This window comes from Streptomyces sp. Root1310, assembly GCF_001426425.1.
GTDB lineage: Bacteria > Actinomycetota > Actinomycetes > Streptomycetales > Streptomycetaceae > Streptomyces.
In genome coordinates this window covers 485,662-498,800 of the sequence record NZ_LMEQ01000031.1, presented here as the reverse complement: position 1 = coordinate 498,800, position 13,139 = coordinate 485,662, and the positions used below count along the sequence as shown (strand labels likewise).

The 13,139-nt window shown below is 73.5% G+C and carries 12 protein-coding genes; 6 read left to right on the top strand and 6 right to left on the bottom strand.

Annotated features, from left to right (window positions below):
- Positions 1 to 16: 16 nt before the first annotated feature.
- Together ASD48_RS32910 and ASD48_RS32905 are read right to left on the bottom strand one after the other, a co-directional pair.
- Entirely contained in the window at positions 17 to 1,318 is a 1,302-nt protein-coding gene (locus tag ASD48_RS32910) for a hypothetical protein (RefSeq protein WP_057605456.1), read from the bottom strand.
- Positions 1,315 to 4,182: a DEAD/DEAH box helicase gene (locus ASD48_RS32905; RefSeq protein WP_057605455.1), complete on the bottom strand. Its 2,868-nt coding sequence runs from the start codon at positions 4,180 to 4,182 to the stop codon at positions 1,315 to 1,317. Before ASD48_RS32905 ends, ASD48_RS32910 begins: the two co-directional genes overlap by 4 nt.
- Before the next feature lie 240 nt (positions 4,183 to 4,422).
- Between ASD48_RS32905 and ASD48_RS32900 the strand changes: the two genes are divergently transcribed.
- On the top strand, positions 4,423 to 4,605 hold the full coding sequence (locus ASD48_RS32900; protein WP_057605454.1) for a hypothetical protein: 183 nt from the start codon (positions 4,423 to 4,425) through the stop codon (positions 4,603 to 4,605).
- Between the two features lie 116 nt (positions 4,606 to 4,721).
- On the opposite strand, the gene ASD48_RS32895 is transcribed toward ASD48_RS32900, so the two are convergent.
- Together ASD48_RS32895 and ASD48_RS32890 are read right to left on the bottom strand one after the other, a co-directional pair.
- A complete protein-coding gene (locus tag ASD48_RS32895; protein ID WP_057605453.1) occupies positions 4,722 to 5,639 on the bottom strand; it encodes a hypothetical protein in 918 nt (305 codons plus the stop codon).
- Between the two features lie 138 nt (positions 5,640 to 5,777).
- Positions 5,778 to 6,107, bottom strand: a complete 330-nt coding sequence (locus tag ASD48_RS32890) for a hypothetical protein (protein WP_057605452.1) — start codon at positions 6,105 to 6,107, stop codon at positions 5,778 to 5,780.
- A gap of 99 nt (positions 6,108 to 6,206) precedes the next feature.
- On the opposite strand from ASD48_RS32890, the gene ASD48_RS32885 reads away from it, so the two are divergent.
- Complete coding sequence (locus ASD48_RS32885; protein ID WP_057605592.1) at positions 6,207 to 7,103, top strand: oxygenase MpaB family protein; 897 nt, start codon at positions 6,207 to 6,209, stop codon at positions 7,101 to 7,103.
- Here ASD48_RS32885 and ASD48_RS32880 read toward each other — a convergent pair.
- Entirely contained in the window at positions 7,089 to 7,613 is a 525-nt protein-coding gene (locus ASD48_RS32880; RefSeq protein ID WP_057605591.1) for a PadR family transcriptional regulator, read from the bottom strand. The two genes, ASD48_RS32885 and ASD48_RS32880, sit on opposite strands and share 15 nt — an antisense overlap.
- Positions 7,614 to 7,769: 156 nt before the next feature.
- Here ASD48_RS32880 and ASD48_RS32875 point away from each other — a divergent pair, with 156 nt between their 5' ends.
- A complete protein-coding gene (locus ASD48_RS32875; protein ID WP_057605451.1) occupies positions 7,770 to 8,528 on the top strand; it encodes an alpha/beta hydrolase in 759 nt (252 codons plus the stop codon).
- A gap of 4 nt (positions 8,529 to 8,532) precedes the next feature.
- Here ASD48_RS32875 and ASD48_RS32870 read toward each other — a convergent pair whose 3' ends face one another.
- Positions 8,533 to 9,132 (bottom strand): class I SAM-dependent methyltransferase, encoded by a 600-nt coding sequence (locus ASD48_RS32870; protein ID WP_057605450.1) that lies wholly within the window; start codon positions 9,130 to 9,132, stop codon positions 8,533 to 8,535.
- Between the two features lie 152 nt (positions 9,133 to 9,284).
- On the opposite strand from ASD48_RS32870, the gene ASD48_RS32865 reads away from it, so the two are divergent.
- The 3 genes from ASD48_RS32865 to ASD48_RS32855 are packed head-to-tail and all read left to right on the top strand — an operon-like array spanning position 9,285 to position 13,138.
- Positions 9,285 to 10,079 (top strand): MHYT domain-containing protein, encoded by a 795-nt coding sequence (locus tag ASD48_RS32865; protein ID WP_057605449.1) that lies wholly within the window; start codon positions 9,285 to 9,287, stop codon positions 10,077 to 10,079.
- Between the two features lie 42 nt (positions 10,080 to 10,121).
- A complete protein-coding gene (locus ASD48_RS32860; RefSeq protein ID WP_057605448.1) occupies positions 10,122 to 12,704 on the top strand; it encodes a nitrate- and nitrite sensing domain-containing protein in 2,583 nt (860 codons plus the stop codon).
- Complete coding sequence (locus ASD48_RS32855) at positions 12,701 to 13,138, top strand: roadblock/LC7 domain-containing protein (RefSeq protein ID WP_057605447.1); 438 nt, start codon at positions 12,701 to 12,703, stop codon at positions 13,136 to 13,138. The genes ASD48_RS32860 and ASD48_RS32855 overlap by 4 nt, the downstream gene beginning before the upstream one ends.
- Position 13,139: the final 1 nt, after the last annotated feature.

Here is a 13,139-nt window from a genome sequence, read left to right as displayed (position 1 = left end):
TCGGAGGGAGCCCGGCCTAGGAAAGCGCTTCCTCGCCGCCGGGACGGGCGACGGCCAGAGCCGTCGCCGGGTCGTGGGCCGCATCCCCGGCCGGCGTCCAGCGGCCGTCCTCCTCGCGGTACGGCCACCATCTGCCGTCCCGCCCCAGCCGCAGTTGGCAGGCCGTCCCGACGACCGTCCACCGGTTCGCCCGGGCCCGCAGTACGGGCCGCTCGTCCTCCTCCCACGCCGAGTCCAGCGCGGCACGCGCGCGTGCGGACGCCTCGCCCTCCACGACCCACTCCTCCTCGAGCACGGACAGCGCGGCTGCCCCGCCGTGTCGCCAGGCCCGGACGGCAGTGGCCAGCTCCCCCCGGTCGCGCCCCGACCCGGCGGCGAGCCGGTCCAGCACGGCCTCGCCGGGTCGATTGACCGACCCGGCCGAGTCGAGGACGCCCTCCGCCAGCCGTACGGCATCCCGGCCCACGGTCGACCGGGCCGTCGGCGCACGCCGTTCCGCTCCTTCGCGAAGTGCCTCCGCGAGCAGCAAATGTGCCGCGGCGGCCGTCCGGGCGGCCAGGATCTCCAGCGCCGCAGGGTCGACCCCGGCCGGGGGCGGGGCATCCGTGTCCCAGGAGGGCGGCACACCCGGTTCCGGCGGGAGTACGGGCACGGGGGGCAGCGGGGGCAGGATGTTCCCGGCCGCGTACGCCTCCGCCGCGTCCACGCCTTCGGTCCGCGGTGCCTCCGCGTCGGGCCGAGCGGCGGAGCCACGCGCCTGCAGGTCGTCCAGCAGTCTCTGTTCCGCGCGTCCCCGAAGCAGCAGGAGGACGAAGGGATCCTGGTCCAGCAGCCTCGCCACCTGGTAGCAGACCGCCGCCGTGTGACCGCAGTGGTCCCAGGCGCCGCAGTCGCACTGTGCCTCCAGGTCGCCCAGCCCCGGAAGCAGGTCGATGCCGGCCGACTCTGCGTCCTCGACCAGATCGGGCGGCATCTCCCGGTCGAGCAGCGCCGCGACGTGCCCCGCGCGCTCCACCGCGAGGTCCACAAGACGGTCCCACTGGTCGTCCGAGAGCCGGTCGAGCAGCACGTCGGCCCGGTGCCGTGTGTGATCGCGGTCCTGGACGACGGCCGTGATCCGCCCCGGTCGCACCGACACCGCGCCCACGGCGCCCCCGCGCGCGAGCCGACGACCCGTCTTCACCTGCTCCCCGTCCAGAGCGCCGTCCTCGAGCGCGGCCAGCCACGCCCGTCCCCACCACGTCCGGGCGAACCCCCTGCCGTGCGCGGGAGGCAACGCGGCGAAGGTCCGTTCCCCGACGCTGTCGTGCCGGTTCATCGCGCATCCCCTCGCAGCTCCACCAGTTCCGCCAGCTCGGCGTCCGTCAGTTCCGTCAGTTCCGTCAGGGCCGTCTCGCCGGCCCCGAGAACGGCGTCCGCGAGATCCTGCTTGCGGCGCAGCATGGCGGCGATGCGGTCCTCGATCGTGCCCTCGGCGATCAGCCGGTGCACCTGGACGGGCCGGGTCTGGCCGATGCGGTACGCCCGGTCCGTGGCCTGCGCCTCGACGGCCGGGTTCCACCAGCGGTCGTAGTGCACGACGTGCTCCGCGCGCGTGAGGTTGAGGCCCGTGCCCGCGGCCCTGAGCGACAGCAGGAACACCGGGACCTCACCGTCCTGGAACCGCCGGACCATGTTCTCCCGCTCGGCGACGGGAGTGCCGCCGTGCAGGAACTGCGTGGGTACGCCCCGTGCCGCCAGGTGCTGTTCGAGGAGCCGCGCCAGACGCACGTACTGCGTGAAGACCAGCACGCTCGCCCCCTCGGCGAGAAGGGTGTCGAGCAGTTCGTCCAGGAGCTCGAGTTTCCCGGAGCGTCCGGCTGTCCTCGGCCGCTCCTCCTTGAGGTACTGCGCCGGGTGGTTGCAGATCTGTTTGAGACCGGTCAGGAGCTTCACGATCAGTCCCCGGCGCGCCATGTCGTCCGCTGCGGCGATCGCGGCGAGCGTCTCGCGCACCACGGCCTCGTACAGCCCGGTCTGCTCCCTCGTGAGGGCGACCGGCCGATCGGTCTCGGTCTTGGGCGGCAGCTCGGGGGCGATCCCCGGGTCCGACTTGCGGCGGCGCAGCAGGAACGGTCCCACGAGCCGGCCGAGCCGCTCCGCCGCGGCCGGGTCCCCGCCGCTCTCGACGGCTCGCGCGTACCGCGTGCGGAAGGCGCCGAGCCGGCCCAGCAGACCGGGTGTCGTCCAGTCCAGGATGGCCCACAGCTCCGACAGGTTGTTCTCCACCGGCGTGCCGGTGAGCGCCACGCGTGCGCGTGCGCCGATGGTGCGCAGCGCCCGCGCGGTCGCCGAGTACGGGTTCTTCACGTGCTGGGCCTCGTCCGCCACGACCAGGCCCCACGGCACCTCGCCGAGCCGTCCCGCGTCCAGGCGCAGTGTCCCGTAGGTGGTGAGGACGAACTCCCCGTCGGCCGGGGACGCCAGATCACGGTGCGGACCGTGGAAGCGACGCACCGGTGTGCCCGGCGCGAACTTCTCGATCTCCCGCTGCCAGTTGCCCATCAGGGACGTCGGACAGACCACGAGGGTGGGACCTGCCGCCGAGGCGTCGGTCTGGCGGTGCAGGTGCAGGGCGATCAGTGTGACCGTCTTGCCGAGCCCCATGTCGTCGGCCAGACAGCACCCCAGTCCCAGCGCCGTGGTCCGGGCCAGCCAGTCGAGGCCGCGGCGCTGGTAGTCGCGCAGCGTGGCGTCGAGGGCCGCGGGCTGCGCCACGGGCTCCTGCGCCCCGGGCTGCGTCAGCCGCTCTCGCAGGGCCGCCAGCCACCCGGTGGGCCGCACGTCGATCCGTCGGCCGTCCACCTCCGTCGAGCCCGTCAGAGCCGCGCCCAGCGCGTCCACGGGCGTCATCTTGCGGTCCTGTTGGGCTTGGGCCCGGCGCAGTTCCCGTGGGTCGATCAGCACCCACTGGTCGCGCAGCCGCACCAGAGGCCGATTGGCCTCGGCCAGCCGGTCCAGCTCCTCGCGGGTCAGCTGCCGGTCACCCAGCCCGAACCACCAGGTGAACGTCAGGAGCGAGTCCGCCGAGAGGAAGGACGGTGTGTCCGCGCCCAGCCGATCGCCGCCTCCTTCCTGCTCGGGCGGTCCCACGACGGCGCGGGCGGTCAGGGTGCGCGCCAGCTCCCTCGGCCAGTGCACGTCGATCCCCGCGCCCGCCAGTGCCCGGGAGCCCTCGCCCAGCAGCTCGGACACCTCTTCGTCGAGGAGCTCGACGGCGTCCGGCACGGTGGCCGACAGCAGGGGTGTCAGCGCGGGCCAGGCACGGGCGGCACGGCGCAGGGCGAGCAGGGCGTCCATCCGCGCGCGGGGGCCGAACGCCCCACGGGTGGCGCCGGAGTCCGCCCAGACCTCGGTGGCGTCCGCGACGAGCGCGGGATCGCTCACGCTGTGCACCTGCGGCACGACCCGGAAGCCGGGCGCGTCGGTCCCGGGCGTGTCCAGCCCGGAGACCTCGATCCGGAGCGAGATCCGTACGCCGGCGTCGTGGCCCGCGGCGACGTCGGCCGCCCACGCGCGCAGTTCCGGCAGGTGTCGTGGCCGCGGGGCCGCGTAGGCCGGACCTCCCGTCAGGAGCGGCGCGGCGGGAGTGCGGGGGAGCGCGTCCGCTGCGGCGTCCAGGAAGGCGCGCAGCAGTCGCTCGGGGTCGGGAAGGCGCAGAGGCGGGGTCTCGTCCAAGGGCACGGCGTGTGCCTCGGGCGGCATCGAGGCGGCCAGTCGTCGTACCTGGTCGATGTCCTGCGGAGCCAGCGGGCCGATCCGCCAGGCGTCGTGGTCCTCCGGTGACAGACCGGGCAGCAGGAGACCGCGTGCCACGCACCGCAGGGCCAGCAGAGCGGCCGCACCCCAGAAGGCGGTGGCCCGGTGTCCGCCCGGCACGCCGCGCGTACGCGTGAGGAGAGGCAGGGCCTCTTCCAGCGGCAGGTGGAGGGCGGGCACGCGCGCGAGTGCCACCCCGGAGCCGGAGGGCCGGACGACGGACAGATCCTCCACCTGTCGGCCGGCTGCGGCGGGAGGGGCGGTGTCGTCGGGTCGCCAGAAGGCGACGCCGCCGGTTCGGGCCTGGGTGCCGGGTATGAACACGGCGGAGCAACGTGCCAGTTCGGAGATCTCGAACGGTGTCTCCACGGGAACCCTCTGCACGGCGATGAAACTACTCCTCAAACTTGACTACCAGGGCGGGGTCGCCGAGGGTACAGCACTGCGGCGGTGAACGCGCACCATGTCCTGATCCGGTCCGGTCCGCCATGCTGGGACGGGAACCCTCAGGGGCGTCTCGGGGCCGTACCTCAGGGACGTCTCAGGGTCGAGTCCGGAACCGCGGACCGCGTGGAGCCGTTTTCATGGCAGAGAGCGGCAGTGGCCGCGAAGGAGGCGACGCACATGTCGAAGAACGCGAAGATCGCCGCAGGGGGTGTGGCGGTCGGGCTGCTGTTGTTGATCTGGCTGCCCTGGTGGGCTGCCCTGCTGATCGTGCTGGGGGTTCCGGCGGCGGCCTACCTCACCCTGGATCCCTCTCAGCGGCGCAGGCTGCGCCGTGCCACGCGCAAGGAGATCGGCCGCTGACCGACCGCTGAAGGACGGGGACCGTGTCGCGGTCCCCGTCCCTCCGCGCATCCAGGCCGTCGGCGCCCGGAGACCGGGCGCCGACGGCCTGGATGCGCGGAGGGGCCGCGGCGACCTCAGAGCGGCCGTACGGCCATCTTGTCGAGCGCTTCGAGGAGCCCGGGCAGTTCGGGTCCGCGGCCGACCGGCAGCACCTCGCCGGGCTCTTCGTCGAGCAGGACGAACGCGATGTCGTCGGTCCGGGCGACCAGCGACCAGCCGGGTCCGTCGGCGCGCAGCGTACGCGCGTCACCGGGAGCGAACGACGACCGGACGCGCCCGAGCGGAGGCGGGGCGTCCACGTAGGCGCGTACCTCGGCGAGGACGCGTCGGATGCCGCCGTGGCCCTTCGCCGTGCCCTTCCCGGCACCGTTGACCCCGTCGCCCCCGGTCACCCCGTCGGCAGCCTCGGGCCCGCCCGTCGCGTCGTCCCGGGCCCCCTGGCCGGCGTCGGCGCCGGTGTCGGCGGTGGCGCCCTCCTGGGGGCGGGCGAAGTCCGCGTCGTCGATCTGCTCGCGCCACAGGGCCCACTGGAGTGCGATCTCGTCGGCCCCCAGGCGTCGCTGGGCCGGGCCCCAGGTGGTCGTGTCCGGAGGCGACAGCGCGGGGCCCTCCGCGACCTCGGCGGCCGGATCGTGCGGCGCGGGCACGCCGGGAGCCGCGACGGCGACCGCCAGCGGCCAGCCGGGCAGGGCGGCGACGACCGTCCGCTCGTCGGGTGACAGGTCGTACTCCATGCCGCAGTCCCACGACGCGATGGCGACGGCCACCAGCGACACGTCGTCGATGACGACCGTCCACCGCGCGCCCTCGCCGTCCTGGCCCAGCACCAATCCGTACCCGTCGGCGAGCGGCGGGAGGCCGAGCGCCGCACAGGCCTCCGGGTAGTCGTCGCCCAGCGCGCTCGGGAACTTCGCCGGCGTCAGCAACACCGCCGTGAGCACATAGAGCGCATCGTCCGCGGCGGCGACGGCGTCCTCGTCCGTCCCAGCCATCCCAGCCTCCCCATAGGTTTGTCCAACGGCGCGCACCCTAGTGCGGTGGGAAGGCGCTTGTCACGACTCCCCGGCACACCCGAGCTGCGGCTTTTCGGTCGGACGGGGCGAATCGACCACCCCCGGCCGTTGCGTCCGTCACGCCGAAGGCAGTCCCAGGAGCTCACGAGCCACGGTCCGGGGCGACTCGTCGCGCTCCCGGGCGAGCGCGATGACCGCGCGGCAGGCCAGTTCGTTGACGCCGAAGGACAGCGCCTCCGGCGACACCCAGCCCGCCGCCTCGTCGATCCTGTCCTGATCGTCCTCGGCGCACGCCGAGACGTACGCGGCGGCCGCCTCGAACAGATTGTGGGTGCGTCTCCCGCCTCCGCGCGACGCCTTCCCGGGACCCCCCTCCCCGTCCGGACGCGACCGCGCGCGCTTCGCGTCGCGGAATCTTGCGTAGGCCTTGCGGACCCTGTCGAACATGCCGACCGCCTTCCCCCTGCGTGGTTGCCCTGACTGATCGTTCATCTCCTGCTGTTCAACCTAGAGTTGGAGTTCCGGCGGCAGAAGGGGGACGGTGCGGTGAAGCGCTTCGAAAGGCTCAGGCGGATCCGGCGGATGGACCCGTACGAGGACGCGTTCGAGATCTACCGACTCACCGCGGCGTACGAGTTCCCCTGGGACGTCACCCGTGCTTTGGAGCTGGCCCTGTACCGCACCTACGCGGTGCCGCGCATCGGGCGCCTGCTCGCCGAGACGGCGGAACTCACGGACCGCGCACAGAAGCGCTACGACGACACCTCGCTCCTGCTCGACGCCGTCGTCGAGCACGGCTTCGACAGCGAGCAGGGCCGGACGGCCGTCCGGCGCATCAACCAGATGCACCGCTCTTACGACATCGGCAACGACGACATGCGGTACGTGCTCTGCACCTTCGTCGTGATGCCGAAGCGATGGATCGACGCCTACGGATGGCGCAGGCTGTCGCGCCACGAGATCGTCGCCTGCACCGTGCATTACCGCACCCTGGGACAGCGCCTCGGCATCAAGGACATCCCCGAGACGTACGAGGAGTTCGAGGCCTGTCTCGACGCCTACGAAGAGGCTCACTTCGGCTGGGACGAGGGTGCGCGGCGGGTCTCGGACGCCACGCTCGCCCTGATGGCCTCCTGGTATCCGAGGCCGCTGGCACCCGTCCTGCGCAACGCCACACTCGCCCTGCTCGACGAACACCTGCTGGCCGCGTTTCGCTACGCGCCGCCCAGCCCCGTGACCCGCGCGCTGGTGCGGGCTGCGGTACGCGCGCGTGGACGCCTGGTGCGGCTGCTGCCGCCGCGCCGCGCACCCCACCACGCGCGACAGAACCGCGAGATCAAGGGGTACCCGAACGGCTTCCGGCTGGGCGACCTGGGCACCCGCCCGGTGCCCGGCGTCCGGGGCTGCCCGGTCCGGCACCCGGGCGGGTCATCCGCCCAGTGAGGCGAGGGTCTCGCGCAGCCAGGTGAGCTCGGCCCGCGAGGTGGCCCGCGCGATGGTCAGCACACCGCGCCGGAACGGGTCCTCCACCTCTTCGGCCCGCAGCGGCCGGTCGCCTTCGTAGAAGAAGCTCGCGGGCTCCTCCAGGAAGGCCAGCCGGCGGCGCAGCACGGCCGCCTGGGCGGCGGCGTCGTCCAGGTGCCGGAGGAAGGCGAGCACCGTGAACCAGCGGTTCTCGTCGGTGATGTCGCGCTGGGCGGGTTCGGCGAGCCGCCGGCGCAGTGCGCGCCCGCCCTCGTCGGTGAGGCTGAGGACATGGCGCGGGGCGGCGACGGCGCCCGGCTCGGTGGTGCGCACCAGGAAACCCGACTTCTCCAGCCGCTTGATCGTCGGATAGAGGGTGCTCTCGGCCACCGGACGGACGTGTCCCGTCAGGGCCGTGATGCGTTTGCGCAGCTCGTAGCCGTGCAGCGGGGCGTCGTAAAGAAAACCGAGGATGGCGAGCTCCAGCATGCCCGCATTGTGCCGCATGCCAGAAGTACATCGACACGGGCTATCTCGATCACTGAGTACATCATCACCGTGATACATCGTTGACGTTATACCTCCGATACGAGGTAAGTTGGCCGTCGCCGGAATCGACGGCGGTGACGAGCCGAGGGGGAGACGATGCAGCAGGCGGAGTTCGACGGTGCGGGCAGCCAGGTCCGCTGGACCGAGTCACCGGGTGCGGGGCCAGCACGGGTGTACGTGCACGGACTGGGCGCGGCCTCGGCCGTCTACCACGCGCATGTGGCCGCCCGTCCCGAACTCGCCGGTCGGCGCAGCCTCTTCGTCGACCTGCCCGGGCACGGCATCAGCGACCGCCCCGCGGACTTCGGCTACACGCTCGACGGGCACGCCGACGCCCTGGCGGCCGCGCTGGACGCGGCGGGGGTGACCGGCGCCGAACTGGTCGCCCACAGCATGGGCGGCTCCGTGGCCGTCGTCCTCGCCCACCGGCGGCCCGACCTCGTCGCACGGCTCGTGCTCACGGAGGCCAATCTGGACCCCTTTCCCCCGCCCTCCGCGGGGAGCAGCGGAATCGCCTCGTACACGGAGGAGGAGTTCGTCGAGAGCGGGTACGCGCGCGTGCTGCGCAAGGTAGGGCCGCTGTGGGCCGCGACCATGCGGCTGGCCGACCCGCGGGCTCTGCACCGCACCGCCGTCGGACTCCGGCGCGGGTCCGACCCGGTCATGCGCGAGATCCTGGTCGGCCTCGACGCGGTGGAGCGCGTCTACCTCCAGGGCGGTCTGACCGGTGAACTCGACGGAGCGGACGCCCTGGAGGCGGCGGGTGTGCGCGTGGTGACGGTCCCGGGCGCCGGTCACAACGTCATGTTCGACAACCCCGACGCCTTCGTGCGGGCGGTCGCCGGGGAGGCCTGAGCCCTCACGCCTCGCGGACGGCCAGGGCCAGGAAGCGGGTGTCCTCGTCGGCGTACGACGTCAGGCGCCAGCCCGAACCGGCCAGCATCGGGCGGAGGTTGGGTTCCGCGCGCAGGTCCTCCGGTGTGAGCTGCCGTCCCTGACGGGCCGCGAGCGCCGCCCTGCCGATCGGGTGGAACAGGGCCAGCGTGCCGCCGGGGCGCACCACCCGGGCCAGCTCCCGCAGGTTCTCCTCCGGCCGGGGCAGGTGGGCGATCAGGCCGGCCGCGAACACGGCGTCCAGCGACGCGGAGCGAAAGGGGAGCGCGGTCACGTCGGCGAGCATCAGCCGCCCGGCGCGGTCGCGTCCGGCCCGTACGGCGGCCGCCAGCATGGCCGGCGTCAGATCCGCCCCGACGACCACTCCGGACGGTCCCACGGCCGCACGCAGCGGCGTCAGGGCCCTCCCGGTGCCGCAGCCCGCGTCCAGCACACGGTCTCCCGCGCGCAGACCGAGCCGGCCGACCGCGGCGGCGTAGGCGGGGCCGTCGTCAGGGAAGCGGCTGTCCCAGTCCGCGGCCCGGGCGCCGAAGAACTCCTGAACGTGTGTGTGGTCGTCGCTCATGCACCGCATGATCCCTCACCGACACGGACGACACCTCGGTGCACACGTTCGACCGTGACCCGATCGTTCCGGTGCACTACTGCGCCACATTGCAACACCTTTCGAAATGCGCCCCCTTTGTGCTCCTGTGCCCCCACTAGCGTCCCGTGGCCATGGGACACCTGGACCACGCCGCCTTCGGCTGGCTGACCCCCGTGCTGTCGTACGTCATGGCCTGCCTGGGCGCCGCCCTCGGGCTGCGCTGCACCGTGCGGGCACTCGGCGCCACCGGACGCTCGCGCCGCAACTGGCTGATCACCGCCGCCTCGGCGATCGGCACCGGCATCTGGACCATGCACTTCGTGGCCATGCTCGGCTTCGCCGTCAGCGGCACCGACATCCGCTACGACGTTCCGCTGACCGTGCTCAGCCTTCTCGTCGCCATGGTCGTCGTCTGCGCCGGCGTCTTCGCCGTCGGCCACAGCCGCGACCGCACGCGCGCGTTGCTGATCGGCGGCCTCACCACCGGCCTGGGCGTGGCCAGCATGCACTACCTGGGCATGGCCGCCGTCCGGCTGCACGCCGACGTGACCTACGACCCCGTACGCGTCGCACTGTCCGTCCTGATCGCCGTCGTCGCGGCGACCGCGGCCCTCTGGGCGGCGCTCAACATCAGTTCGCCGATCGCGGTCACCCTCGCCTCCCTCGTCATGGGCGCGGCCGTGAGCAGCATGCACTACACCGCGATGTTCGCGGTGAGCGTCCGTGTCACGCCCTCCGGCGAGCCGCTGCCGGGGGCCTCGGCGATGCAGTTCATCTTCCCCCTCGCCGTCGGCCTCGGCTCCTATCTCTTCCTGACCTCGGCCTTCGTCGCGCTGTCGCCCACCACGGGAGAGCGCGAGGCGTCCGCCTCGGCCCAGCAGCCCGTGGACAGCCTCACCGTCCGACAGCAGGCCCGGCCCGTCTGACCCGGCCCGCCCGTCCCTGAACCCCTTCCGAGCGAGGAGGCCATGCGTACACCCCGTAGGACCCCCACGGCAGGCGCCGACGCGCCGCCCCCCACACGCGGCCGCCGCGCCCACGCCGGGCCCCCCGCCGACGAGGGCGCGGACGAGCGGACCGACACGCCCGCGGATGCGATACCCCTGCGCGCGGAGCGCTGGCGCGTCAAGCCGCGCACCGTACGCGCGAAGATCGTCTGCCTGTTGATGGTGCCGGTCGTCTCCCTGCTCGCCCTGTGGGCGTACGCCACCGTCAGCACCGCCCAGGACGTGTCCGGGCTGCGCCAGTTGCAGCGCGTGGACTCCCAGGTCCGCGCCCCCGTGGCAGCCGCGGTGGCCGCCCTCCAGACCGAGCGCGCGGCCGCCGTGCGCTACGCCACGGAGCCCGCCCCCGGGCAGGTCGGCGACCTGAAGGCACTCGCGGAACGCACGGACCGCGCGGTGGGACGGCTGCGGCTCGGCGACGACAGCACGGTCGCCGACGGCCAGGACCTGCCGGAGGGAGTCGCCCAGAGGCTCGAGACGTTCGTCTCCGGGGCCGAGGGCCTCCCTTCGCTGCGGACCGCGGTCCTGGACGGCCGCGCCGACTGGGAGGAGACGTACGGCCGGTACACGAGCACGATCTCGGCGGCCTTCTCGGTCGGCGGTGCCCTCTCCGGCGTCCAGGACGCCGAACTCGGCTCGGACGCGCGCGTGCTGCTCGAGTTCTCCCGCGCGGGGGAGGCACTGGCCCAGGAGGGCGCCGTGCTCGCCGGCGCGCGCCTCGCCGGACGCCTCGACGGGGAGCGCCTGCGGCTCTTCACCGGCGCCGTCGACACCCGCCGTACCCTGACGGAATCGGCCGCCGCGGACCTGCGCGGCCCCGAACGCACCGCCTGGCAGCGGCTCGCCGCCGGCAACACCTACGCGGCCCTGTACGCCGCCGAGGACAAGGCCCTCGCCGACCGGCCCGGCGCGAAGGCGCTCGCCGCCGCCCCCGCGAGCATCTGGGACAGGGCTCACGCGCGCGTGCAGACCGGGATGCGCACGATCGAGGCGGACGCGGGACGCGGTGTCGCCGAACGCGCCGACCCGTTCACCCGCGGTCTGCTCACGTCGGCCGGCGCAGCCGTCCTGCTCGGCCTCGCCGCCGTCGTCGCCTCGCTCGTCATCTCCGTGCGCATCGGCCGGGGACTCGTCGTCGAGCTGGTCAGCCTGCGCAACAGCGCCCTGGAGATCGCCCGGCGCAAACTCCCGGAAGCCATGCGGAAGCTGCGCGCCGGAGAGGAGATCGACGTCCGCGCCGAAGCGCCGCCGGGGCCTCCCGCCGAGGACGAGACCGGTCAGGTCGCCCAGGCCCTGGGCACCGTGCACCGCGCGGCACTGCGGGCCGCCGTGGAACGCGCCGAACTCGCCAGCGGCATCTCCGGGGTGTTCGTCAACCTCGCCCGCCGCAGCCAGGTCCTCGTCCATCGTCAGCTGAGCCTTCTGGACAGCATGGAGCGCCGTTCCGACGATCCGAACGAGCTGAGCGACCTCTTCCGGCTCGACCATCTCACCACCCGTATGCGGCGCCACGCGGAGAGCCTGATCATCCTCTCCGGTGCGGCGCCCGGCCGGGCCTGGCGCATGCCGGTGTCCCTCACCAACGTGGTCCGCGCCGCCGTCTCCGAGGTCGAGGACTACGCGCGCGTGGAGGTACGGCAGCTCCCGGAGGCAGCCGTCATCGGCACCGCCGTCGCCGACCTCACCCACCTGCTCGCCGAACTCGTCGAGAACGCCGCCCAGTTCTCACCCCCGCACACACGGGTGCGGGTCACCGGCGAACCCGTCGGCAACGGCTACGCCGTCGAGGTCGAGGACCGCGGCCTGGGCATGGGCAAGGAGACCTTCACCGAGGCCAACCGGCGCATCGCGCAGTCGGAGGCGCTCGACCTGTTCGACAGCGACCAGCTCGGCCTGTTCGTGGTCAGCAGGCTGGCCGCCCGTCACGGCATCAAGGTCCATCTGCGGACCTCGCCCTACGGCGGCACCACCGCGGTGGTCCTGCTGCCGACGGCCCTGCTGCACAGCGGCAAGCCGGAACGTTCCGCCGGCGAGGTCACGGAGACCGGGCAGCGGCCCCCGGAACGCGTGTACGCGCGCGTGTCCGCCGCGGACCGGCACACCGCCGACCCGCGTCAGGAAGCCGTCCCCGCCTCCGCCGACCGCCCCGCGCTGGTGGCCCCGGTACGGCCCGCTTCCGTACGAGCCGCCTCCGTACGCGCCGCCGCCGAACCGGAGGCCGCCGAACCGGCCGCCGCCGACCCCCAGCCTCCCGGAGTCACCGCCTTGCGCCTGCACCGTCCCCCGGACGACGCCGAAGGGTCGGACGACCTCCCGCGCCGGGTGCGGCAGGCCAACCTCGCCCCTCAACTGCGCAGGACACCCGCCGAGGAGCCGGTTCGGCCGCCCGGCCCGCGCGGCGACGAAGGGCGCACCCCCGAGCTCGTACGGGACCGGATGTCCGCGTACCGGGAGGGCTGGGCACGCGGCGGCGGCAGACAGCCCGGCCACGGAGCCGCTCCCGAACCCGAACCGGGCGGCGACAGCAGCGAAGGAGACCCCAGATGATCCAGGACCCGAGCACGAGGCCGGCCCAGCGGTCCGGCGAACTCGACTGGCTGCTGGACGACTTGGTGATGCGCGTGAGCGAGGTGAGGCACGCCGTGGTGCTGTCCAACGACGGACTCGCCGTCGGTGCCTCGACCGACCTCAGGAGGGAGGACGCCGAACACCTCGCCGCCGTCGCCTCAGGCTTCCACAGCCTCGCCAAGGGCGCGGGCCGCCACTTCGGCGCCGGCGGAGTGCGCCAGACCATGGTGGAGATGGACGACGGCTTCCTGTTCGTGGCCGCCGCGGGCGACGGCTCCTGCCTGGCCGTCCTCACCGCCGTGACCGCCGACATCGGCCTCGTCGCGTACGAGATGGCGCGCCTGGTCAAGCGGGTCGGCGAGCACCTCTACACGGCACCTCGGCTCGCCGGGCGCCCGCCCGCCGCCGGATGAG

Bases quoted from the DNA above. Each gene is read 5' to 3' on its own strand.
- ASD48_RS32910 (WP_057605456.1), bottom strand. From the start codon at position 1,318: ATGAACCGGCACGACAGCGTCGGGGAACGGACCTTCGCCGCGTTGCCT.
- ASD48_RS32900 (WP_057605454.1), top strand. From the start codon at position 4,423: ATGTCGAAGAACGCGAAGATCGCCGCAGGGGGTGTGGCGGTCGGGCTG.
- ASD48_RS32895 (WP_057605453.1), bottom strand. From the start codon at position 5,639: ATGGCTGGGACGGACGAGGACGCCGTCGCCGCCGCGGACGATGCGCTC.
- ASD48_RS32890 (WP_057605452.1), bottom strand. From the start codon at position 6,107: ATGTTCGACAGGGTCCGCAAGGCCTACGCAAGATTCCGCGACGCGAAG.
- ASD48_RS32880 (WP_057605591.1), bottom strand. From the start codon at position 7,613: ATGCTGGAGCTCGCCATCCTCGGTTTTCTTTACGACGCCCCGCTGCAC.
- ASD48_RS32875 (WP_057605451.1), top strand. From the start codon at position 7,770: ATGCAGCAGGCGGAGTTCGACGGTGCGGGCAGCCAGGTCCGCTGGACC.
- ASD48_RS32870 (WP_057605450.1), bottom strand. From the start codon at position 9,132: ATGAGCGACGACCACACACACGTTCAGGAGTTCTTCGGCGCCCGGGCC.
- ASD48_RS32865 (WP_057605449.1), top strand. From the start codon at position 9,285: ATGGGACACCTGGACCACGCCGCCTTCGGCTGGCTGACCCCCGTGCTG.
- ASD48_RS32860 (WP_057605448.1), top strand. From the start codon at position 10,122: ATGCGTACACCCCGTAGGACCCCCACGGCAGGCGCCGACGCGCCGCCC.
- ASD48_RS32855 (WP_057605447.1), top strand. From the start codon at position 12,701: ATGATCCAGGACCCGAGCACGAGGCCGGCCCAGCGGTCCGGCGAACTC.